The 24,279-nt window shown below is 42.5% G+C and carries 21 protein-coding genes; 20 read left to right on the forward strand and 1 reads right to left on the reverse strand.

What is annotated here, in order from left to right; all coding sequences use genetic code 11:
* The first annotated feature begins 1 nt into the window (after position 1).
* Positions 2-376, forward strand: coding sequence for a PTS glucitol/sorbitol transporter subunit IIA (locus tag EKM80_RS04910; protein ID WP_125551997.1), 375 nt, complete (start codon positions 2-4; stop codon positions 374-376).
* Between the two features lie 31 nt (positions 377-407).
* Here the strand turns inward: EKM80_RS04910 and EKM80_RS04915 are convergent, their stop codons facing one another.
* The gene (locus EKM80_RS04915; protein ID WP_125551998.1) at positions 408-1,547 is read right to left on the reverse strand and encodes a helix-turn-helix transcriptional regulator; all 1,140 of its coding nucleotides are present in this window, start codon (positions 1,545-1,547) and stop codon (positions 408-410) included.
* 290 nt (positions 1,548-1,837) lie between these two features.
* On the opposite strand from EKM80_RS04915, the gene nagE reads away from it, so the two are divergent.
* The 19 genes from nagE (at position 1,838) to EKM80_RS05010 (ending at position 24,186) form a co-directional block, all read left to right on the forward strand.
* On the forward strand, positions 1,838-3,820 hold the full coding sequence (nagE, locus tag EKM80_RS04920) for an N-acetylglucosamine-specific PTS transporter subunit IIBC (RefSeq protein WP_125551999.1): 1,983 nt from the start codon (positions 1,838-1,840) through the stop codon (positions 3,818-3,820).
* Positions 3,821-3,931: 111 nt separating this feature from the next.
* Entirely contained in the window at positions 3,932-4,921 is a 990-nt protein-coding gene (locus EKM80_RS04925) for a zinc-binding alcohol dehydrogenase family protein (protein ID WP_125552000.1), read from the forward strand.
* Positions 4,922-5,166: 245 nt separating this feature from the next.
* Positions 5,167-6,639, forward strand: a complete 1,473-nt coding sequence (gene liaX, locus EKM80_RS04930) for a daptomycin-sensing surface protein LiaX (RefSeq protein WP_125552001.1) — start codon at positions 5,167-5,169, stop codon at positions 6,637-6,639.
* 69 nt (positions 6,640-6,708) lie between these two features.
* Positions 6,709-6,972 (forward strand): PspC domain-containing protein, encoded by a 264-nt coding sequence (locus EKM80_RS04935; protein WP_125552002.1) that lies wholly within the window; start codon positions 6,709-6,711, stop codon positions 6,970-6,972.
* Positions 6,972-7,247, forward strand: coding sequence for a hypothetical protein (locus EKM80_RS04940; RefSeq protein ID WP_125552003.1), 276 nt, complete (start codon positions 6,972-6,974; stop codon positions 7,245-7,247). Before EKM80_RS04935 ends, EKM80_RS04940 begins: the two co-directional genes overlap by 1 nt.
* A complete protein-coding gene (locus tag EKM80_RS04945) occupies positions 7,247-7,594 on the forward strand; it encodes a phage holin family protein (protein WP_125552004.1) in 348 nt (115 codons plus the stop codon). Before EKM80_RS04940 ends, EKM80_RS04945 begins: the two co-directional genes overlap by 1 nt.
* Before the next feature lie 375 nt (positions 7,595-7,969).
* The gene (hprK, locus tag EKM80_RS04950; RefSeq protein ID WP_125552005.1) at positions 7,970-8,995 is read left to right on the forward strand and encodes an HPr(Ser) kinase/phosphatase; all 1,026 of its coding nucleotides are present in this window, start codon (positions 7,970-7,972) and stop codon (positions 8,993-8,995) included.
* A complete protein-coding gene (gene lgt, locus EKM80_RS04955) occupies positions 8,992-9,855 on the forward strand; it encodes a prolipoprotein diacylglyceryl transferase (RefSeq protein ID WP_125552006.1) in 864 nt (287 codons plus the stop codon). Before hprK ends, lgt begins: the two co-directional genes overlap by 4 nt.
* Positions 9,856-9,885: 30 nt before the next feature.
* A complete protein-coding gene (locus EKM80_RS04960; RefSeq protein ID WP_125552007.1) occupies positions 9,886-10,899 on the forward strand; it encodes an NAD(P)H-dependent glycerol-3-phosphate dehydrogenase in 1,014 nt (337 codons plus the stop codon).
* Positions 10,900-11,079: 180 nt separating this feature from the next.
* Positions 11,080-11,487, forward strand: a complete 408-nt coding sequence (locus EKM80_RS04965; protein ID WP_125552008.1) for a tetratricopeptide repeat protein — start codon at positions 11,080-11,082, stop codon at positions 11,485-11,487.
* A 250-nt stretch (positions 11,488-11,737) separates the two neighbouring features.
* On the forward strand, positions 11,738-12,691 hold the full coding sequence (gene trxB, locus EKM80_RS04970) for a thioredoxin-disulfide reductase (protein WP_125552009.1): 954 nt from the start codon (positions 11,738-11,740) through the stop codon (positions 12,689-12,691).
* A gap of 241 nt (positions 12,692-12,932) precedes the next feature.
* A complete protein-coding gene (locus tag EKM80_RS04975) occupies positions 12,933-14,657 on the forward strand; it encodes a phospho-sugar mutase (RefSeq protein WP_125552010.1) in 1,725 nt (574 codons plus the stop codon).
* A 78-nt stretch (positions 14,658-14,735) separates the two neighbouring features.
* Complete coding sequence (locus EKM80_RS04980) at positions 14,736-14,999, forward strand: hypothetical protein (protein WP_191985929.1); 264 nt, start codon at positions 14,736-14,738, stop codon at positions 14,997-14,999.
* Between the two features lie 116 nt (positions 15,000-15,115).
* On the forward strand, positions 15,116-15,751 hold the full coding sequence (locus EKM80_RS04985; RefSeq protein WP_125552011.1) for an HD domain-containing protein: 636 nt from the start codon (positions 15,116-15,118) through the stop codon (positions 15,749-15,751).
* A 217-nt stretch (positions 15,752-15,968) separates the two neighbouring features.
* Complete coding sequence (gene uvrB, locus EKM80_RS04990; RefSeq protein WP_125552012.1) at positions 15,969-17,975, forward strand: excinuclease ABC subunit UvrB; 2,007 nt, start codon at positions 15,969-15,971, stop codon at positions 17,973-17,975.
* A gap of 14 nt (positions 17,976-17,989) precedes the next feature.
* Complete coding sequence (gene uvrA, locus EKM80_RS04995; protein ID WP_125552013.1) at positions 17,990-20,845, forward strand: excinuclease ABC subunit UvrA; 2,856 nt, start codon at positions 17,990-17,992, stop codon at positions 20,843-20,845.
* A 210-nt stretch (positions 20,846-21,055) separates the two neighbouring features.
* The gene (locus tag EKM80_RS05000; protein ID WP_125552014.1) at positions 21,056-22,276 is read left to right on the forward strand and encodes an argininosuccinate synthase; all 1,221 of its coding nucleotides are present in this window, start codon (positions 21,056-21,058) and stop codon (positions 22,274-22,276) included.
* 3 nt (positions 22,277-22,279) lie between these two features.
* Positions 22,280-23,662, forward strand: a complete 1,383-nt coding sequence (gene argH / locus EKM80_RS05005; RefSeq protein ID WP_125552015.1) for an argininosuccinate lyase — start codon at positions 22,280-22,282, stop codon at positions 23,660-23,662.
* Positions 23,663-23,799: 137 nt separating this feature from the next.
* On the forward strand, positions 23,800-24,186 hold the full coding sequence (locus EKM80_RS05010) for a hypothetical protein (RefSeq protein ID WP_125552016.1): 387 nt from the start codon (positions 23,800-23,802) through the stop codon (positions 24,184-24,186).
* Positions 24,187-24,279 lie beyond the last annotated feature (93 nt).

A 24,279-nucleotide genomic window follows, 5' to 3' on the forward strand; every position in this document is an offset into this window, starting at 1 on the left:
CATGGACCAAACTAAAACAGTTGTTTTTACAACACAAGTGAATGAAATTGGAACGGAAGCTAAGGACTTTGCGTCGATCAATATGATGATTTTCTTTGGCGATGAGGCGCCAGCTGCTTTACGCTCATCATGTTATTTGATCAACGTTGCTTCAGTGCAACAAACAATTAAACCAGGTATGACATTAGTGATCGATCAGCAAGCGTATCGGATTACAGCTGTCGGTGGTGAGGTACAAACCAATTTGAGTAATTTGGGTCATATTTCTGTTGTTTTCAATGGCGCTACAACGCCAGAATTAGCTGGGACTATGTACGTTGAAGCAAAAGATTATCCCAAAGTTGGCGTTGGCAGTCAGGTGAAAATTTTAGGTTAACAAAAATGAGCTCAATAAGTGAGCTCATTTTTTAGTGGCGAAATTTAGAAGGGGTCATACCAGTATATTGGTGAAAAACACGTGTAAAGTGGCTGGCATCCGCAAAGTTTAAGCTAGTTGCAATCTCCTGAATGGAACGTTTTGAGAATTGTAGTAGATAACGGCCCTCAATGACTTTACGTTGTAAAATAAATTGTTTTAGCGATGAGCCAGTGGCGTGCTTAATGATCCGTGATAAATTGGTCGACGTATAATTTAGCGCTGTTGCAACTTGTGCCACTGTTAACGGCTGATAGATATGTTGCTGCAAGTATTGTTCTACTTGGTAAACCGCGGTAGGCAGATTTTCTTGACGGTAATGTTGTACTAGTTGAGTGTAGTAGGTAACGATTTGGCGCGTGAAATCTTTGTAATTATCTAGGTCGACTGCTTGTTCTGCCTTACGGATGAGTTTGTCGCCTTTAAAATAGGATTCGCCAGCCGGAACACCACCTGCATTGGCTGCACGAGAGACAATGACAACAGTAACGATAATGAAGCCTCTGATGCGATGAAGTGGGTCGTTACTTAGCATACCAATGTATTCTGGAATATTCAGCAATTGATTGATCAAACTTAAGGCTCGTTCCAAGTCACCAGCGGTAATTGCTGCCAATAAGATTTTTTCGCGTTCATAAATATCAGTCATATCGCGATAATGGGTTATTTCATTAGTTTTAAGTTCTTCCAACAACAGATCGCGTAGTGAATAGTTAATAACTAAAGCATCTAGTTTTGGTGATAAGCGTACTTTAGTAGTGATCGAATGGTGATATAACGCTAAGTACAGGGCCGTGGCTAACTTGATCGCATAATCTTTGTCAACGTTAACGTGACTGATATTCGGGGCATCTAGTGAAATAAAACAAAGCCAAAAGCCATTCCAATGTGTTTCAGAGAGCTTTGGTAGGCAAAGAATCAGTAATTGCCATTGATTGACGGCAAATAATTGTGGTTGTGTATTTTTAAATAAAGCTAGTTGCTGTTTTACCTGCGTTAAATCTAGTGTGATTGCCATATCGCGTTGGACTTGCGTTACTAATTGACCGTTAGCAGTGAATTCACAAAAGGAAAAATTTAACAATTGGCTGAATTGCTGCATTAAACTGAGTTGCGGATTGAATTGTGCCACAAGTATGGCCTCCTAAATTAACTGATTATATTTATTATAACGGTTCCACTACGCTTGTGATTATTAAAATGTGTCGGAATTTCTTTGTATAAAAGCAAGTTAGGTTGACTGAATACTTTATTTATCAACTTTTTCATGAAAGGAAACGTTTTCTGAAACAATAGTCTTTTATTTTTGGTATACTTTAAATACAGGTAAAACAACAGCTACATATATGTTTATTATAGCATTGGTATAGACTGAATTTGTGCTGCATTAAACCTGATAATACCATTTTTGGGGGCTTTTGGATGAAAACATATTTTCAACGAATGGGTCGCTCGTTAATGTTGCCAGTGGCCACCTTACCTGCAGCAGCTTTACTTGTCGGTATTGGCCATTGGTTACCGGCTAACTGGGCGGCAGCGCAATTCTTGCAGTCTGGCGGGAACGCCATTTTAACGAACTTAGCATTATTATTTGCGGTTGGTTTAGGACTTGGCATGTCAAAGGATAAAGATGGTTCGGCAGCATTAGCCGGAGTGGTGGCGTTTATCGTACCAACCTACGTTTTAGCACCAGCACAGGTAGCCACATTGTTGGGTACTAAGTTGGCCAGGGTCAATACTGCTTTTGCCGCAATTCCGGCCAATGTATTTATCGGGATCATCGCTGGGTTAGTCGCGGCAACAATGTATAATCGCTTCCATGAAGTGAAATTACCCATGGCGATTTCTTTCTTCAGTGGTAAACGATTAGTGCCAATCATGGCGGCGCTGACGATGCTAGTTATTTCGTTGCTTCTATTATTTATTTGGCCACCTGTTTATCAGGCACTGGTTGCTTTTGGTAAATTCATTGTTGGCTTAGGTGCAGTAGGGGCAGGGTTGTATGGTTTCTTTAATCGTTTATTGATTCCTACTGGCTTACACCAAGCATTGAACTCAGTTTTCTGGTTTAATGTGGCTGGCATCAATGATATCGGTAATTTTTGGGCTAGCAAAGGAACTAAAGGTATTACTGGTATGTACATGGCTGGGTTCTTTCCGGTAATGATGTTTGGCCTACCCGCTGGCGCGTATGCTATTTACAAAAACGCGCGCCCAGAACGTAAAAAAGAAACCGCCTCGTTAATGTTAGCGGCTGGTTTTGCTTCATTTTTTACCGGGGTCACTGAACCACTTGAGTTCTCATTTATGTTTGTAGCTTGGCCGTTGTACGTGATTCATGCAGTTTTCACTGGGTTATCGTTGGCGTTTGCGGCGTTCATGCACTGGACTGCTGGCTTCACCTTTAGTGGTGGCTTGGTCGATTATGTATTGAGTTTGCGCGTGCCCATTGCGAATCAGCCCTTAATGTTATTGGTGCAAGGGGTGGTGATGGCGCTAATCTATTACTTCGGTTTTGATTTTGCCATTAAAAAGTTTAACTTGATGACGCCCGGACGCGAACCGTTGGCGGTCGATACTGGGATGGATACTGCAGTTGCAGTGGATGACACTGATGACAAATATATGCGTCAAGCTAAGCAAATTTATGCGGCCATCGGTGGTCAAGATAATATTAAGGTGATCGATAACTGTACAACACGATTACGGTTGCAATTAAATGACACTGATAAAATCAACCAGAGCGGGATCAAGGCAGCCGGCGTTCCGGGATTAAATGTGTTAGATAAAACCAATTTACAGATCATTGTCGGCACGGAAGTTCAATTTGTTGCCGACGCTTTAACCAAATTAGATAAAGCCGGCACGGCAATCAGTGATGTAGCAATGCCAGCTACAGCTGAGACACCAACGGCTGCTAGTGATGATGGCATCAATGCTGGTGTTACTGAGGGTCTATACAGTGTGGCTAATGGTCAGTACGTTGCCATTGAAGCTGTTGCTGATGCGACCTTTGCACAAAAGCTGTTAGGTGATGGTTTTGCCATTGAACCAACTAGTGGTGACATCGTCGCACCGGCCGATGCTAAAGTTATTTCTGTTTTTCCGACCAAACATGCCATCGGTTTCCAAACCGCTGCTGGATTAGAAATTCTGTTGCATATGGGTATTGATACCGTGCAGTTAAATGGGGCACCGTTTGATGTGACCGTTGCCGCAGATCAAATGGTGCAACATGGGGATGTCGTCGCCCATGTTGATTTAGCAGCCATTAAAGCGGCTGGTAAGGCAACAACTATGATGGTGATTATTACAAATATGGCGCACGTTGGTTATTTGAAGATTGCACCAGCCACTGAATTAGTGGCAACCGATGATGCTATCGCACAAGTGACGACTAAATAGAAATGACTAGAGCACACGCAATTTGCGTGTGCTTTTTTCGGCAAAATTCTTGACCATGAGCTAGTACCAGCCTATGCTCGTAAGCGAGAGATACTTTAGGAGGTCAACAAAATGGCGCAAATTAAAACAATTGAAATTGGTGATAATAAATTTATTGACGGATACAAGGAACGTGAAACAGCGCATGGCTATGATTTACTAGTTGAATTGGCTGCTGTTTCATTAAATCCAGTTGATCTGAAAAAGCAGGAAACCTATCAAGCTGGTGCTCCTAAAATTCTTGGCTTTGATGGTGTAGGGACAATTTTGGCTGTCGGTGAGCAGGTGACTAATTTTAAAATTGGTGAGCAGGTCTACTATGCGGGTACGACAACGCGGGATGGCAGCTTGCAAGAGCAGCAATTGATTGACGCAAGGCTGGTGGCTAAAAAGCCGGCGCAATTAACGGTAGCGGAGGCGGCTGCTTTTCCGTTGGTCAGCTTAACTGCTTATGAATTGTTATTTGAAAAATTTCATTTTATTCCTGAAGCAGGTGCCAACCAAGGCCAAGCTATTTTGATTATTAATGGTGCTGGTGGCGTTGGTTCTGTCGCTAGTCAATTGGCAAAGTGGGCTGGGCTAACGGTTTATGCGACTGCGAGTCCCCGAAACTTTAATTGGCTAACGCAAAATGGCGTCGCTTTCCCAGTGGATTACCATACTGATCAAGCGCATAGTTTAGCGCAACTGCCGGCCAATCAATTCGATGCGATTGCAGTGTTTTATGATATTACGAGCTATTTACCGCGGTTAGTCGAATTGGCTAAGCCTTTTGGTCATATTGGAACGATTGTTGGCGTACCGCAGCCATTAGATATTACCGCGCTGAAAAATAAGGCGCTGTCCTTTGATTGGGAATTTATGTTTACTAAATCACTGGAGCAGTACCGTATGGCCAGCCAAGGTCAAATTCTCCAGCGAGTAGCTGATCTAATTGATCAAGGCGGCTTAAAATCGATCTGCACTAAAACTTACCATGGTTTAAATGCGGCTAATTTAAATGCTGCCAGTCATCTAATTGCAGCAGGGCATAATGTGGGGAAAATTACATTAACGGTCTAAACTTAGTTGGCTTGGTTTGAAAGTAATATAATCGTTTTTTAGTAGCGTTTGACTGTAATGAGCTATTTACCCGTAACGACTGAGCTTAATTCCACCAAATAGCTGAGCGTAAAATCCAACTTAGGTCCTATGCTTTTTTTCGTCAAGCAAGCCATAATAGAGACATGGCAAAAGAAGTCATTAATTGCCCTTAACTTTGATTAAAAATAATGTTTTGCTTTAAATAGCCCAAGGAGGACAATAACATGAATGAACGTGAACGAATTCTTGATTTAGTCAAACAAGGCGTCATTTCAACTGAAGAGGCGTTAATGTTGTTAGAAAATCTTGCCCAGGATAAGAGCACAGCAGAACAACACACGACGACGCAAACTCACACTGAACGTAAAACGGCTGAACCTAAGCTAGACGCTGAACCAGAAAAAGTTGATAATACGGAACAATTAAACGAGTTACAAGAACAGCTGCGAGATGTTGATGCGCAATTAAAGGACGCTCAGCATGAATTAAAGGCACAGCAGGAACATTTACAAGTTTTGGATACAATGGAAGATCTTGAAACGTTGTCGGCAGATAAATTAGCTGATCGTGATCGAACTAAGGAAAGTATTGGCAAGGCGGAAAGCAAGATTGCCGTTTTAAACGACGAAAAAGCCGGCTTGCAAAAACAAGTTACTTCATTGCACAAAGCACAATTTGATCACTATAAAGAGCGCTTAACGGATAAGTTGAATTTAGGCGACGACTGGAAAGATAACGCCACGGACACGTTGAACCAAGTTGGTGAAAAAGTTGGTGAAGCTAGTGGTCAATTTGGCAAATTCATTAAGAATACTGCTCAATCGATTATGGAAAACGTAGACTGGAAAGAAGTTAATATCCGCGTTCCCGGCATTGCAACGACTAAATTTGATCATGATTTTGTTTATGAAAACGCCAGTGCAACCATTTTAGACGTTAAGGTAGCTAACGGTGATGTCAACTTTAAGACTTGGGATAGTCCAGATATTAAAGTGAGCGCGCACGTGAAGTTATTTGGTAAAATGGAGTCAGATAGTTCACTAGAAAACTTCTTGCAACGCAGTGAATTGGCCAACACAGCAGATACACTGACATTCAAGGTGCCAAACAAGCGGATCCAAGCTGACCTCACTTTCTACTTGCCAGCGCGGACTTATGACCATACAACAATCAAGTTATTGAACGGTAATGTGACTTTAGAGGGCTTTGAAGGCGACGACTTATTCATCAAGAGTACTAATGGTCAGCTAACTTTCAATAGTGTCAACGCCTCAATGCTTGAAGTTGAAGGAATTAACGGTAATATTAAGGTGAACGGCGGTCGTTTGATCGATGCTTTAGTCAATACAGTTAATGGTGAAGTTCGTTTCACTAGTAATGTTGAGTCAGCAGAACTAACCACGGTTAACGGTGATGTGAAAGCAACACTTACTGAGTCTGCGTTGACTAAGTTAGTGGCAAGTTCAGTTAATGGTAACGTCAAGGTCGCATTACCAACAGAACTGGCACTTTCTGGTAAAAGTAAAACGCGCTTTGGGGCGATCAAGACTCGCTTAAGCAACGTTGAAGTATTAAACGAACGGCATAACACGGGTAACTCAATTTATGATTTCGAACGTGATCTTGGCGCAACACCAGCTAAGTTGGAATTAAGCACAACCTCTGGTAATATTTTATTAAAAGATACACAAAACTAAACGCGCTGCCACATCGCCTGTTAGATGGATCGGCACGCTAATAACTCATCTATATAAGGAGCGATTAAAATGGCAGAAAAACGTTTGTACAAATCAGATCACCACGTCATCAGTGGGGTACTCGGCGGTATCTCTGAGTACTTCAACATTGATCCCACGTGGGTACGAATCATTTATGCGGTAGCAACGTTCTTCACTGTCGGCTTTCCTGGTGTTGTGTTGTATGCGTTGTTAGCGCTGGTGATCCCGAGCCGGCCACAACACCCAGACTATCAAGCAAAAGATAGTACTGAGCAGCAAGGTACTAATGATAGTGATTGGAGTGATTTCTAATGCCGTTTCTCTTTTTTCTAGTTTTAAGTCCAATTTTGTTAATTCTAGCAGTTGTATTACTATTTACGTTACGTATTTTGGCAGTGCCGCTGTTGATTGCGTTTATTATTTTGTTGGTTACCCGCGGACGCCATCGTGGCCGTAGCCAGTGGACACAGCCACGGCAGCAACAATGGCAACGTTACGGGCGCAGTCAGTACCGACAAGAACATCATCGTGAACGTAAGGCAGCCCGCGATGTGAAGGTCCAAGATGATGACTGGAGTGACTTTTAATGGGTTTTTGGAAACGAGTCCTCGTTAATGCCTTGATCTTCTTAGCACTAGCTGGTTTCTTTCCCCATTTGATCTATGTTTCCAGTATTTGGATGGCACTAGGCGCTAGTTTAGTCCTTGGGGTGTTAAATGCTTTGATCAAGCCGATCCTGATGTTGTTATCGTTACCGATCACGATCTTGACGCTAGGGCTATTCAGCGTAGTGATCAATGCGGTAATGCTACAATTAACGGCAGCCTTTGTGGGTAGCGGTTTTGCCTTCAGTGGTTTTGGCGCCTCTATTTTAACCGCGGTGATCATTTCCGTGGTTAATGCAGTGGTCAGTGACCGCTTTGCGCGTAAATAAAAAGAATAAACTTGATTCAAACGCTATAGATTGAGTTCTGTAGCGTTTTTTGTTGTCCTTGTAGCAGTTTTGGTAACTGTGCTAGACACTACTTAAAATGCTACTGGTATCATGCTATTTGATACTGTTTTTTGGTTATTAGAATAGTTAATTCTAAGTCGTGCAAGGACGCCATAATCAGATACTTTTCCGTTACTTTGCAAATGACCTTTTATCAAGAATGAGTGCGCTAACGTAAGCTAAATGTTAAAATATAGAACAGAAGTGTAAATCTGTGTTGCTAGTAGCCTTTTTACCGCCAACAGATAGTTAAAATCGAAATAAATGACGTACTTAAAAACAACGTCAGTATTAATAAGATAGGAGCTAAGCCAAATGGTGCAAAGTGTCAAAGTAAGTGAGCTCGTTGCGCGTGCTAAATTAGAAGTTTATGCTGGGGCAGAATTCTTAAAGCAACGGCAAATTACAGTCAGTGATATTTCACGACCTGGATTGGAATTAACTGGTTATTTTAATTATTATCCCCATGACCGAATTCAATTATTCGGTCGGACGGAGATTTCCTTTACCAAGAAAATGATGTCTGAAGAACGGTTGATGATTTTCCGTAAAATGTGCGGTAAGGATACACCAGCATTTATCGTTTCACGATCGTTGCCAGTGCCAACAGAAATGCTGCAAGCGGCGAAGGAAGCTGGTATCCCGGTGTTAGGCTCTAACCTAGCCACGACACGCTTGTCTAGTTTAATGACTGATTATTTGGAAGGACGCTTAGCTGAACGACGCTCGTTACATGGTGTTTTAGTTGATATTTATGGTATCGGTGTGTTGATCACCGGCGATTCTGGCGTCGGTAAAAGCGAAACGGCGCTGGAATTGGTTAAGCGTGGTCACCGGTTGATTGCCGATGATCGGGTGGAAGTCTATGAGCAGGATGAACAGACACTGATCGGTGAAGCACCAGCAATTTTACGTCATTTACTAGAAATCCGTGGTATTGGCATTATTGATGTGATGAATTTGTTTGGTGCTGGTGCGGTTCGGAGTGATACGCCAATTCAGGTGGTGATGCATTTGGAAACTTGGACGGCGGATAAAAACTTTGATCGCTTAGGCAATGGTGAAGAAACGATGCAGATTTTTGACGTTACGCTGCCAAAAATCACGATTCCCGTTAAAATTGGTCGGAATCTGGCTATCATTATTGAAGTGGCAGCAATGAACTATCGGGCTAAAACGATGGGTTACGATGCCACTAAGACCTTTGAATCGAACCTAAACCAGCTGATTCAGCAAAACACCTTGGAAGATGAGGCCGCAGAAGCAGCTGATAAATCAAATGATGCTTTGCCAAATTCGCCGACGGAACAAGACCAAAATAAGGATGGTGGCCAAGCTTGAGCACGCCTTTAATTGCGGCCTTAAATCCGATTGCGCTACGTTTAGGTCCATTGGAAGTTCATTGGTATGGTGTGATCATTGCAACTGGTGTAGTGTTAGCAGTGATTCTAGCCATGCGCGAGGCAGAACGGCGCAAGGTTTCCACGGATGATTTATTTGATATGATCTTGTGGGCGTTGCCATTTGCCTTGATTGGTGCGCGGCTTTATTACGTTAGTTTTGAATGGCCCTATTACGCAGCTCATCCCAGTGAAATTATTGCGATTTGGCATGGAGGAATGGCAATTTATGGCAGTTTAATTGCCGCGGCGATCGTGGTATTAGTTTTTTGCCGGAAGCGCCAACTGCCGGTGTGGTTGGTGTTGGATATTGCCGCACCCACAGTGTTGCTCGGCCAAGGTATTGGTCGTTGGGGCAATTTTATGAACCAAGAAGCTTTTGGTGCCAAAACAACGTTAAGCTTTTTACAGGGGCTACACTTGCCTGAGTTTATTATTCAACAAATGTACATCGGGGGCGCTTATCGCCAGCCAACCTTCTTATATGAATCACTGTGGGACTTGCTTGGTGTGATCGTACTGCTCAGTATTCGTCATCGTAAGCATTGGTTCAAGCAGGGCGAAGTTTTTCTCGCTTATATGGGCTGGTATGCGTTTGGCCGCTTCTTTATTGAAGGTATGCGCACCGATAGCCTGATGTTATTCGGTGGTTTGCGGGTTTCGCAATTGTTATCCGGTGTTCTGGTTTTGGCGGCAATTGGGTTATGGTTCTGGCGCCGCTACTATGATCCGCTACTAACCGATTACTTAGCCGGTAATCAACTTGCTTCGGCGAAACGGGCTGGCAAAAAAGCAGCATAATATTTAATGGAAAAGGAAGATTTTTTTAAAATGAAGAAAATCGCAGTTTTAGGTGCTGGTTCTTGGGGCACTGTTTTGGCAAACTTGTTGTTGCAAAATGGCCATCAGGTTACCTTATGGACGCACAAAGCAGCACAAGCTACCGAAATCACACAGCAACATACCAACCAACATTACTTACCCGACTTTGCTTTAGATCCGCAATTAAGCGCTACGGCAGATTTAAAGGTTGCCTTAACTGGAGTCGATGTGATTTTATTCGTTGTTCCGACTAACGCCACGCGCCAAGTTGCCAAAAAAGTGGTCGTGCTATTACAGGAATTGCAGTTACAGCCGATTATTGTTCATGCGAGCAAGGGCCTAGAACAACAATCACATAAACGTTTATCTGAAGTTTTGACCGAAGAAATTCCCGCTACTTTGCGTCAGGCCATTGTCGTTTTATCTGGTCCCAGCCACGCGGAAGATGTTGCTGCTGGTGATATTACGTCATTAACGGCGGCGTCTACTGATCTAGCTGCTGCCGAGGTTGTACAAGATTTATTTATGAATGACTATTTTCGAATTTACACCAATACTGATGTCATTGGCGTTGAAATGGGCGCTGCATTGAAAAATGTGATCGCAATTGGCGCTGGTGCACTGCATGGCCTTGGTTACGGTGATAACACGAAAGCTGCACTGATGACGCGTGGCCTGGCTGAAATCAGTCGTTTAGGTGTCGCGTTTGGTGCACAGCCGTTGACCTTTATTGGGCTTTCCGGTGTCGGCGATTTGATTGTTACTTGCACTAGTGTTCATTCACGCAATTGGCGCGCCGGTAATCAATTAGGCCAAGGTGAGTCATTAGATGCCGTGTTGAAAAATATGGGCATGGTAGTTGAAGGTGTTGCAACAACGAAAGCTGCTTATGAGCTTGCACAGCAGCAGCACGTTGACATGCCGATCACTACAGCCATTTATCATGTTTTGTATCAAAACTGCAATATTGGCACTGAAATTGCGACCTTAATGAAGCGTGCTGGCAAAATGGAATTGGCGTAAGTTAGAACTGAAAATAAAGTTCGCGGTAATATATTGAACGGATAGGTACTACATGCTTATCCAAGCCTTTTCTAATAAATAAATGAGAAAATTTCTAATAGTTGGTCGATAAATCTATGCTATAATCAATGTACTTTTTAAATAAGATATGGTTGAATTCAAAGGGGGAAACAAGCCACCATGGGTGAAGTTATTTCATTTCTACCATCGTGTGAATTTTATTTTAATTTAGGCATGACTGCTTTTTCAAAGAGTAATTATAAAAAAGCAATCACTTATCTTGAGCGTGCGCAAACATTGGCACACACGGATGATGATTACGTTTTTGCTAATTGTCAATTGGCAATCTGCTTACAATACGATAATCGCTATAATGAAGCCATTCAACGCTTAGAAAAGTTGGATCTGCATTACGGTGAGCATCACCCAGAAATCCAATATTTCTTAGCTAATTGCTACGCTTTTATGAATGAATTCAATCGTAGTTTACAATATGTCAAAACTTATTTGGCCAGTGGACAACAAGAATTTAAGCAAGAGGCGACTGATTTATTATCGCAATTGCATCATGAACAAGGTAATTTTTAGCTAATTTGAAAAATGACTTTTGTAGTAGTACCGAAGCGACTGTTTTTGAAAAGATGGCTTAATTATCTCTAGCTAAGCGACTCGCTAGCGCACGGCTCATTGGCGTTTATCAGTAAAGCTCAGTTGCGGTAATAGTTTAGGCGCTAAACACTTTCTGGGTTCCCTCTAACTAAAAGTAAGCAAACTGATAGACTTTACCAAATTGTCGGCGTATGATGGGAACATAGACTTAAGCGATGGAGGTATGAGCATGACGAAACAGGCAGATGTTGTTGTAATTGGTGCCGGCCCTGGCGGCTTAACGGCTGCACTTTATGCATCACGGTCCAACCTTTCAGTGATCATTGTTGATCGCGGTATTTATGGTGGACAAATGAATAATACCGCTGAAATTGAAAACTATCCTGGTTTTAGTTCAGTTCTTGGTCCAGATTTGGCGCAGAAGATGTATGACAGCGCAACGCGATTTGGCGCTGAATATGTTTATGGTAACGTCACTGACGTGGAAGATCAGGGACAATATAAGTTGATCCACACTGACGATGGTGATTACAAAGCCAAAGCAGTCGTGATTGCAACTGGTGCTGATCACCGTAAGCTTGGCGTACCCGGCGAGCAAGAGTACAGTGGCCGTGGGGTCTCATACTGTGCTGTTTGTGATGGTGCATTCTTTAAGAATCGTGAAGTTGCCGTTATTGGCGGTGGTGATTCAGCTGTTGAAGAAGGCCTATATTTAGCTCAACTTGCTTCTAAAGTAACGATCATTCATCGTCGTGATCAGTTACGAGCACAGAAAATCATCCAACAGCGCGCATTTGACAATGAAAAAGTCGAATTTGTTTGGAATGCGAACACCGAAGAAATTAAAGGTGACGATCAAAAGGTGACTGGCGTTCGGTACACTGATAAAGTGACTGGCGAAGAGCATGTTTTACCAGCTAGTGGTGCCTTTATTTATGTCGGTATTGATGCGTTAACTGATGCGTTCAAGAATTTAAACATTTTGGACGAAAAGGGCTGGGTCGTAACTGATGAACATATGCGGACGGCAACGCCTGGTATTTTTGCAATCGGCGACGTACGTCAAAAAGATTTACGTCAAATCACAACTGCTGTCGGTGACGGTGGTGTGGCCGGCCAGCAAACGTTTAACTATATCCAAGAATTAGATGACCAGCTTAAAAATGAAGTACCAGCTAAATAGATTTAATAGGGTAGCAGCGAAATTAGTTTTTCGCTGCTATTTTTTTACAAATATTTTTGACCTAAGCCGTTTTCATGAAAGTACCAACTAATCTGAACTATAGCACTATTCAACATCACGTCTTTGGACTAGACCGATAATTGGTATATGAGGATTTGCTTAAAAGGACCTAAGTTAGTTTAGTGAAGCGCTGTCGTTTGTAGTATAATATTGGTGAATAACTTGCGAGGAGATGACGTGATTGGCATGGCAGGATACTTATCAAACTTGGGTGGCTTATCCCGAGCTCGATGCTGATTTGAAAAAAGAATTAACCGCAACCACTGATCAGGAACAATTAGAGGACGCTTTTTATGCGCCGATGGAATTTGGTACAGCGGGGATGCGCGGTATTATGGGTCCTGGTATCAACCGGATGAACATCTATACAGTCCGTCAGGCAACTGAAGGTTTGGCCTTATTTATGGATACATTGGATGCGGCAACTAAAAAACGCGGTGTGGCGATCAGTTTTGATTCACGCTATAATTCGCCACTTTTTGCTCATGAGGCGGCACGTGTTTTAGGCACCCATCAGATTCCTAGTTTTGTATTTGATGGTTTACGGCCAACGCCGGAATTATCATTTGCAGTGCGGCATTTGGAAACTTATGCAGGTATTATGATCACGGCTAGCCACAATCCAAAACAATACAATGGATATAAGATTTACGGCCCAGATGGTGGGCAAATGCCACCTAAGGAAGCTGATTTAATTACTAGTTATGTGCGCAAGGCTGAAGATTTATTCGGTATTGCGGTGGTTGACGAACATGATCTACGGACCGCTAAATTAATGACAATGATCGGCGAAGATGTTGATGAGGCTTACTTGGCTAACGTCAAAAAAGTTACCATCAACCAAGCTTTAGTTGATGAGATCGGGCCTAAATTGAAATTAGTTTATTCCCCATTACATGGTACTGGTAAAATGTTAGGCGCCCAAGCATTGCGTAACGCTGGCTTTACCCAGTTTAAGTTAGTTGCCAAGCAAGCAATTGCTGATCCAGAATTTCCAACGGTACCATTTCCTAACCCTGAATTTCCCCAAGCCTTTGATATGGCAATTGAACTAGGTAAAAAGGAAAACGCTGATATTTTAGTTGCGACGGATCCCGATGCTGATCGCTTAGGGACAGCAGTTCGCCAGCCCAATGGTGAATATCGGTTGTTAAATGGTAACCAAATTGCTGCTTTAATGTTGGATTACATTTTGCGGGCGAATCAAACAGCAGGAACCTTACCTGCCAATGCGGTGGTAATCAAGTCGATTGTCTCCACGGAATTAGCAACACAAATTGCCCACCATTATAATGTAGAAATGTTAGACGTTTTGACCGGCTTTAAATTTATCGGTGAAAAAATCAAGCAGTATGAAGAAGATCATAGCCATACGTACATGTACGGTTTTGAAGAAAGCTATGGTTCGTTGATTCGGCCATTCGTTCGCGATAAGGATGCCGTTCAAGGGCTACTATTGTTGGCGGAAATTGCTGCTTACTACCAAAAGCAAGGTAAGACGTTGTACGATGGACTACAGGACTTATTCAAGACTTATGGTTATTATGCGGAAAAGACAGTCTCACAAACCTTTGATGGTATCAGTGGTGCTGCTAAGATGGCGCAATTAATGACCAAGTTCCGTGAAGAACAACCAGCAGAATTCAACGGTATTAAGATTGATGCAGTTGAAGACTTTGCCCAACAAACTAAGCGTTTTGCTGATGGACATCAAGAAAAAATTGATTTACCAACTTCAAATGTATTGAAGTATTTGTTAGCAGACCAAACTTGGATCGCGATTCGGCCTTCTGGTACTGAACCTAAAATCAAGTTCTATGTGGGTACAATTGGCGCAAGTGAAGCTGATGCTGCCGCTAAACTGGACGCATTTGAACAAGCACTTAGTGAATTTGCAGCTGAATAAACAGTAAAATTAAGGAAGTCGTTGTTGGTGGTTTTTAACCAGATACAGCGACTTTTTGAATAGAGAGAAGGGCGAGCAATGACGACTTTAATGTTAACGGCGGGAATGACAACTGGCACACAGTTAGCTATAGCTGTTGGGGTGATCGCTTTTGTGCTCCTATTTTTTAAATTAGTGACTAGCTTCATTAAGTTCTGTTTTCGCCATCCCGTTATTTTTGTGCTGTTACTGTTATGTGGTGGGTTAGGTTTTATTTTTAATTTTTTACTAGCCGGTATTTTGATCATTGCGGTAATCATCGGTGGCGTTGCTTTTTTCATTGCCAACGAATTTGGCGGGTAACCAGGTTGCTTTTAGAGTTGAAAGTAACGGCATCTGTTTTCAAGCCAAATACTTGTTATTGTTGCGGAGAATCGGTAGAATAGTGACAATTTAAACTTAAAAAGTAGGTGAGCAGAATGGGAATGCATCAGTATTTACAAAGCTTAAGTAATTTAGAAACGATCCATCGGGCACCAGGATATTTTAAATATGAAGAACATTCGGTGGCGGCGCATTCGTTTAAGGTGACACAAATTGCCCAAATGCTCGGCGATATCGAAGAAAATGCTGGTCAAACAGTGAATTGGCGCGCGCTCTACGAAAAGGCGTTGAATCATGATTATACTGAGCGTTTTATCGGTGATATCAAAACGCCAGTTAAATACGCGACGCCAACTTTACGGCAAATGTTAGCTGACGTAGACGCTAACTTAACTGAAACCTTTATTCAAAATGAGCTACCACGTGAATTTCAAGCAGCATACCGGCGGCGACTGAGTGAAGGCAAGGACGATACGTTAGAAGGCCGTATTTTATCCGTTGCTGATAAAGTTGATTTATTGTACGAATCTTTTGGTGAAATTCAAAAAGGCAATCCGGAACCGGTTTATACCGAGATCTACCGAGAAAGTTTGCAGACAATCGTCGACTTTGTTGACATGGCTAGTGTGCAATATTTTTTCAAGGAAATCTTACCTGATTTATTAGCTGAAAACTTTACGAATCAGGATGAACTGCGCCAAATTACACAACGGATCACTGCGGAAAAATAAATAGTAAAACGCGCCTGAAGGTTGAATTTAATGGGCTAGCAGATACGGGGCAAATTAATGACCGCAAGAAAAAATTTTAGGAACAACCTAGTGGCGAAAATATGTTCGCTATGCTAGAATTAAACCAGTAAAATGACAAGTAGGTTGGGAGTTACTTCCAACCTTTTTCGTTTGGTGCGTGTTGCCGCACTAGTCTAGATTTTGAGGAGGCTTCTCTGTGATTCAACGTGAACCGCATCGTGATTTTGAATTAGTTTCGCCGTATCAGCCGGCTGGTGATCAACCGACGGCAATTGCTCAGTTAACTAAGGGCATTGAGGCTGGCGACAAAGCACAGATTTTACTGGGTGCCACTGGGACAGGTAAGACGTTCACGATGAGTGAAGTCATTAAAAACGTCAATAAGCCAACGTTGATTTTAGCGCATAACAAGACATTGGCAGGCCAACTTTATGGTGAGTTTAGAGAGTTTTTCCCGCATAATGCGGTGGAGTATTTTGTTAGTTATTATGATTATTATCAGCCGGAAGCGTATGTACCTTCCAGCGACACTTATATTGAAAAAGATTCTAGTATTAATGATGAGATCGATAAATTACGGCACTCAGCTACCAGTTCGTTATTGGAACGGGATGACGTCATTGTCGTGGCATCTGTTTCCAGTATTTTTGGTTTAGGTGATCCTAAGGAATACGCGGCGCATGTGTTGTCGATTCGGGTTGGCCAAGAATTGGAGCGTAATGAGCTATTACGCCAATTAGTGGGCATTCAATTTGAACGCAATGATATTGACTTCCAGCGTGGGCGTTTTCGTGTTCGCGGCGATGTGGTGGAAATTTTCCCAGCATCACGGGATGAACGGGCGTTACGTATTGAATTTTTCGGTGATGAAGTTGACCGAATTCGCGAAGTGGATGCGTTGACTGGCGAAGTGTTAGGCGACCGTGATCATGTGGCGATTTTCCCAGCAACGCACTTTATGACCAATGAAGAACAAATGGACAAGGCGATTGATGGGATTGCCGCTGAGTTGAAAACGCGCTTAGCTGAGTTGAATGAACAACATAAGTTATTGGAAGCCCAACGGTTGGAACAGCGAACCAATTACGATATTGAAATGATGCGGGAAATGGGCTACACCTCGGGTATCGAAAATTATTCGCGGCACATGGATGGGCGTAAGCCAGGCGAACCGCCTTATACGCTGATCGACTTTTTCCCCAAGGATTTCTTGATCATGGTTGATGAATCCCACGCAACAATGCCACAAATTCGCGGGATGTATAACGGCGATCATGCACGAAAACAAATGTTAGTCGATTATGGATTCCGTTTGCCCAGCGCATTAGACAATCGGCCATTGACGCTACAGGAATTTGAACAACATGTTAACCAAATTGTTTACGTTTCGGCAACACCTGGTCCTTATGAACATGAACAAACGGATCAGGTTGCTGAACAGATCATTCGACCAACTGGTTTACTGGATCCAAAAATTGAAGTCCGCCCGATCATGGGTCAGATTGACGATTTGGTTGGTGAGATTAATTTGCGGATCGAACGTCATGAGCGGACTTTTATTACGACCTTAACTAAGAAAATGGCCGAAGATCTAACCGATTATTTGAAAGAACTTGGCATTAAAGTTCGCTATTTGCATAGTGACATTAAAACCTTAGAGCGGACACAGATCATTCGTGATTTGCGTTTAGGTAAATTCGATGTATTGGTTGGTATCAACTTGTTACGTGAAGGGATCGATGTACCTGAGGTCTCACTGATTGCTATTTTGGATGCGGATAAGGAAGGTTTCTTACGTAGTGAACGTTCACTGATTCAAACAATCGGCCGTGCCTCACGGAATGTTGATGGGACAGTCATTATGTACGCTGATCATGTGACGGATTCAATGCAAGGTGCTATTGATGAGACAGCGCGGCGGCGGTCGATTCAGGAAGCATACAATGAAAAGCATCACGTAACACCACGAACGATCAAGAAAGAAATTCGCGATTTGATCTCACCAGTCAGATCGGTGTCCGTCGCTGCAAAAGATAGCGAAGCCATCGCTGAAACAGACTTTGATAGCATGTCGAAGAAGGAACAAAAAGCCATGATCAGTCGCTTAGAAGAACAAATGCGCACGGCAGCGAAGAACCTTGAATTTGAACAGGCAGCAACTTTACGCGATACCGTTCTCGAATTAAAAGCAGAGATCGAATAGGAGGATTTTGATTTTTGGCAAACGATAAAATTATTATTCACGGGGCACGAGCTCACAACTTAAAAGATATTGATGTGACAATTCCCCGCGATAAATTAGTGGTGATCACCGGCTTATCAGGGTCTGGTAAAAGTTCATTGGCCTTTGATACCTTGTACGCTGAAGGCCAACGCCGTTATGTGGAAAGTTTGTCCGCCTATGCGCGCCAATTTCTAGGCCAAATGGACAAACCAGATGTTGATTCAATTGATGGCTTGAGCCCAGCAATTTCGATCGATCAGAAAACGACCTCAAAAAATCCGCGGTCAACTGTCGGCACAGTTACTGAGATCAATGACTATTTACGCTTACTTTGGGCGCGAGTTGGCCATCCAATCTGCCCTAACGATGGGACCGAGATCAGTAGTCAAACGGTTGATCAGATGGTTAACCGCGTGTTGGCTTTACCAGAAGGCACACGGTTGCAGATTATGTCGCCGATCATTCGCGCTAAAAAAGGCCAGCACAAGAAAGTCCTACAACGGATTCTAAAAGAAGGTTACGTCCGAGTACGGATCGATGGTGAAGTTCAAGATGTTAGCGATGAAATCGAGCTAGATAAGAACAAAAAGCACGACATCAATATCGTGATCGATCGGATTATCGTTAAAGATAGTGCGCGCTCACGTTTATTTGACTCGTTTGAAGCGGCTTTGCGTTTGTCTGATGGTTACGCTACTGCTGATATTATTGGTGGCGAACCGATTTTATTTTCTGAACACTATGCTTGTCCCTATTGTGGCTTTACCATTGGCGAGTTAGAACCGCGTTTGTTTTCATTTAACGCACCATTTGGCGCTTGTCCAGAGTGTGATGGCCTGGGTATGAAGTTGGAGGTTGATACTGATTTAGTAGTTCCTGATCCTAGTATGACCCTACGTAAGGGTGCTTTAGCGCCGTGGAATCCAATTTCTTCACAGTATTATCCACAGTTACTGGAACAAGCGGCGACTGCATTTGATATTGATCTGGACACACCATTTGAAAAATTAAGTGCAGATCAACAGGACTTAATTCTTTATGGTGCAGGTGAGCGCACGTTCCATTTTCATTACGAAAACGATTTTGGTGGTATTCGTGATGTTGATGCTACCTTCGAAGGGGTCGTTAATAATGTGGCGCGGCGTTATCGCGAAACCAATAGTGATTTTACGCGTACACAAATGCGGCAGTACATGACTGAATTAACTTGTCCCGTTTGTCACGGCTATCGCTTGAACCCACAAGCCTTGGCGGTGAAGGTCAACGGGGAACACATTGCTGCAGTCTCAGAATACGCCATCAACGATTCATTAGCGTTCTTTAAGGGATTAAAATTATCAGAAAAAGAAATTACGATTGCCAAACCAATTTTGAAAGAAGTCTCTGATCGCTTAACTTTCTTGAAAAATGTCGGCTTGGATTATTTGAATTTAAGTCGTTCTGCCGGCACTTTATCTGGTGGCGAGGCTCAACGGATTCGTTTGGCGACGCAAATTGGTTCCAACCTGTCGGGTGTGCTGTATATTTTGGATGAACCATCGATTGGCCTACATCAGCGTGATAATGATCGGTTGATTACGTCATTAAAATCGATGCGTGATCTTGGTAATACACTGATCGTAGTCGAACATGATGAAGATACAATGCGTTCTGCTGATTATTTGATCGATATCGGTCCAGGTGCCGGTGAGAATGGTGGTCGCGTAATGGCTGCTGGTACACCAGCGGAAGTCGAGGCCAATCCGCATTCATTGACGGGCCAATATTTATCTGGCGAAAAGTATATTGCGTTGCCAGAGAAGCGACGTAAGGGCAATGGCAAAAAGATTCGCATCACCGGTGCCGCCGAGCATAATTTGAAAGACATCACTGTTGATTTCCCACTAGGCAAGTTTATTGTCGTGACTGGTGTTTCTGGCTCTGGTAAGTCAACCTTGGTCAATAGCATTCTTAAGCGGGTTTTGGCACAAAAAATTAATCGCAACAAGCAGAAACCCGGCAAGTATAAGTCGGTTGCTGGTGTAAAAAATATCGATAAAATCGTTGATATTGATCAAAGTCCAATTGGGCGTACACCGCGGAGCAATCCGGCCACATATACCAGTGTTTTCGATGATATTCGTGATTTATTTGCCCAGACAAATGAAGCTAAAATTCATGGTTACAAAAAGAATCGTTTCAGTTTTAACGTTAAAGGTGGTCGTTGTGAAGCCTGCAAAGGTGATGGCATTATCAAAATTGAAATGAACTTCTTGCCAGATGTTTACGTGCCCTGCGAAGTGTGTCATGGGACACGCTACAATTCAGAAACTTTGGAAGTATTATACAAAGGGTACAACATTGCGGATGTTTTGAATATGACTGTAATGCAGGCACTAAAATTATTTGAACCAATTCCAAAGATTCGCCGTAAATTACAGACTATCGTGGATGTTGGCCTTGGCTATGTCACGCTTGGGCAGTCCGCGACTACTTTGTCTGGTGGGGAAGCACAACGGATGAAGTTAGCGTCAGAACTACATCGGCGTCAAACTGGGAAAACATTTTATATTTTGGATGAACCAACCACTGGACTACACACCGACGATATCAATCGCTTACTAGCAGTGTTGCATCGTTTAGTTGATGCTGGGAATACCGTTTTGATCATTGAGCATAATTTAGATGTGATCAAAACCGCTGATTATTTGATTGATCTTGGTCCAGAAGGTGGTGCTGGTGGTGGTGAAGTCATTGCCACGGGGACACCAGAAAAAATTGCCGCGACACCAAATAGTTATACCGGTAAATATTTAAAGCCTGTTTTGGAACGTGATAGTCAACGGCCACGTTTCAAGGAAACTGAATAGACAATGAGAGCGAGCTGAACTTAGGCTCGCTTTTTTTATTGCAGAAAAAAGGCTTAATATACACTAAAAAACGAATATTTAAGTTATTTTTGAATAAATATCAAAAAATGTTGCATTTTTTTGTGAGGTGCGTTATGATAAATCCATTCAAATGATTAAAGAAAATTAATTGAGTCTAATCATAACTAAAACGTGTAAGGAGTGGCTTAAATGGAAAAAGAGAAAATTATTTTAGCGTATTCTGGTGGTTTGGATACTTCAGTTGCAATTCCGTGGTTGGTTGAAAAAGGTTACGATGTCATCGCAACTTGTATCAACGTTGGTGAAGTTGGCAAAGACATGGATTTCATCAAGGAAAAAGCCTTGAAAATTGGTGCCATTGCTTCGTACACCTTGGATTGCCGTGAAGAATTTGCCCAAGATTATGTGACCGTTGCTTTGCAAGGCCATACCTTATACGAAGGTGAATATCCGTTGGTTTCCGCTTTGTCGCGGCCATTGATCGCTAAGAAATTAGTTGAAGTGGCTAAAAAAGAAGGCGCTACTGCCATTGCTCATGGTTGTACTGGTAAAGGCAACGACCAAGTACGGTTTGAAGTGGCGATTCGGGCATTAGCACCAGAAATGAAGATTGAAGCACCTGTTCGTGACTGGAAATGGTCACGTGAAGAAGAAATTAATTATGCTAAAGACCATGATATTCCAGTGCCAATTAAATTAGGTAGCCCATACTCAATCGATCAAAATTTGTGGGGTCGGGCAAATGAAGCTGGCGTTCTTGAAGATCCTTGGGTAACGCCACCAGCAGATGCTTATGATTTGACCAACGCAATCGAAGATACACCTAATGAAGCCAGCACGGTTGAAATTGAATTCAAACAGGGCGTACCAGTTGCATTAGACGGCGAAAAACTTGGCTTAGTTGATTTGATCGCTAAGTTAGATAAAGTTGCCGGTGAACATGGTATCGGCCGGATCGATCATATCGAAAATCGGTTAGTTGGTATTAAATCACGGGAAGTTTACGAAGCACCAGCTGCTGAAGTATTGATCAAGGCACACAAGGCTTTAGAAGATTTGACCTTCGAACGTGATTTAGCCCATTTCAAGCCAACCATTGAACAACAATTAACTAACACCATTTATGACGGTCTCTGGTTCTCACCATTATTCAAGGCAATGTTAGCTTTCTTGAAGAGTACGCAAGAAGTTGTTACAGGCACGATTCGGGTTAAATTATTCAAGGGTAACGCTACCGTTGAAGGCCGGAAGTCACCATACTCCTTATACGATAAAAACTTAGCCACATATACATCATCTGATACTTTTGATCATGTATCTGCAGTTGGCTTCATCAAACTTTGGGGTCTACCAACACAAGTTTATGCACAAGTTCAAGACAAGGTTAACGCGGACCAGGCAAAGGAGTAATTCATGGCAGAAAATCATCAATTATGGGGCGGTCGTTTTACCGCTGAACCCAGCGAATACGTCCAAAGCTTTGGTGCTTCGATCCATTTTGACCAAAAAATGGCGGCAGAAGATCTCCACGGCTCATTGGCCCACGTTGCAATGCTGAAACATACGGGCATTTTAAAGGGTGACGAGGCTGATCAGATTATTGCTGGTTTGCACACGTTACAGCATAAGTTGGCTGCTGGTGAGCTGAAATTCACCATTGAAAATGAAGATATTCATTTAAATTTGGAAAGCTTGTTAACTGATGAAATCGGGCCAGTGGCGGGTAAATTACACACAGCACGGAGCCGGAATGATCAAGTAGCTACGGATATGCATTTATATTTGAAAAATCATTTACACACCATTATGCAGTTAGTGGCTGAGTTGCAAAAAGTTGTAGTCAACAAGGCTGATGCTAACGTCGAAACATTGATGCCAGGCTATACGCATATGCAACATGCCCAACCGATTTCTTACGCCCATTATTTAATGGCGTATTACGAAATGCTGCAACGGGACTATGAACGTTTTGAATTTAATTTGAAGCACACCGATCGTTCGCCATTAGGTGCAGCAGCGTTGGCTGGCACTACTTTTCCAATTGATCGTGACTATAGTGCGGAAAAATTAGGGTTTAGTGCTGTCTATCAAAATAGTTTAGACGCAGTTAGTGATCGTGATTTCATTTTGGAATTTCTCAGTAATTGTGCACAACTAATGATGCACCTGTCGCGTTTTTGTGAGGAGATTGTTTTATGGGATACCCAAGAATTCCAATATTTGGAATTGTCGGATACTTATTCAACTGGTAGCTCAATCATGCCACAGAAAAAGAATCCTGATATGGCGGAATTGATTCGCGGTAAAACAGGGCGTGTTTATGGCGATTTAATGGGTTTGTTGACAGTGATGAAGGGCTTGCCCTTAGCGTATAACAAAGACTTCCAAGAAGACAAGGAAGGCATGTTTGATGCTGTTGATACCGTTGAACAATCACTAACCGTTTTTCGTGGGATGCTAGATACACTCACCGTTAAAGTTGATAATATGGCTCATACGACTAGTCACGATTTCTCTAATGCGACCGAATTAGCTGATTATTTAGCTAGCAAAGGCCTACCATTCCGCCAAGCACATGAATTAGTGGGCGAGTTAGTTCTGAAATGTATTCAGGAACATAAATACTTGAAGGACGTTGCCTTAGCTGATTATCAGGCGTTATCACCACTGATCGATGCTGACGTCTATCAAGCCCTAGATCCACGGACTGCTGTTGAACGGCGGACGTCACTAGGTGGCACTGGTTTTAGCCAAATTAAAAAACAAATTGCGGCTGCTAAAGCGCAACTACAATAATTAGGAAAGCTTCGTCACTAGACGAAGCTTTTTTTGTGGCAAATTTTAAGCGCTTTCTCATCTAATGCTGGTATAATAAAAATGAACAAAAGTTTGCTGGTTTGTACTACTACTAAAGCGTAGGGAGGCGTTTAGTGATGAAGTATCAAGCAAAGCTATTGAGTGCTGGTTCTTGGATTTTTGGATGTTTAACAATTATGTTGATTGCCACAAATCCAGTTGTACCAGAAGCGTCGATGTTTAATGGTGTTGGTATGTGGGTAGCTTTAGGTATATTTAGTGTATTATATGTATTACCGATGCTAGGTAAATTGATCAAATGCGATTATGGTTACTATTTATTGACTGGTTGGCTTGCAATTAATATGTTGCTGTACATTATGGCTGGCGTACCACTGTTATTTAGTGGTGGTGCAGTGGGTCTACGGGTGTTGTTAGGCTTGGTCACATTGTTCGGCATTATTGATGTCTTTTTCTGGCTACCAATGGCTTTAGTGCCACAGCAGCCATTGCAAGAAAGTTAATCAGATTTGACGGAAAAGCACCTCTATTGAGATGCTTTTTTGTTTGCAGATAACTGGTAATGATACACCCGGTATGTTACACTTATTCAGATA

This window comes from Loigolactobacillus jiayinensis (assembly GCF_003946445.1).
GTDB lineage: Bacteria > Bacillota > Bacilli > Lactobacillales > Lactobacillaceae > Loigolactobacillus > Loigolactobacillus jiayinensis.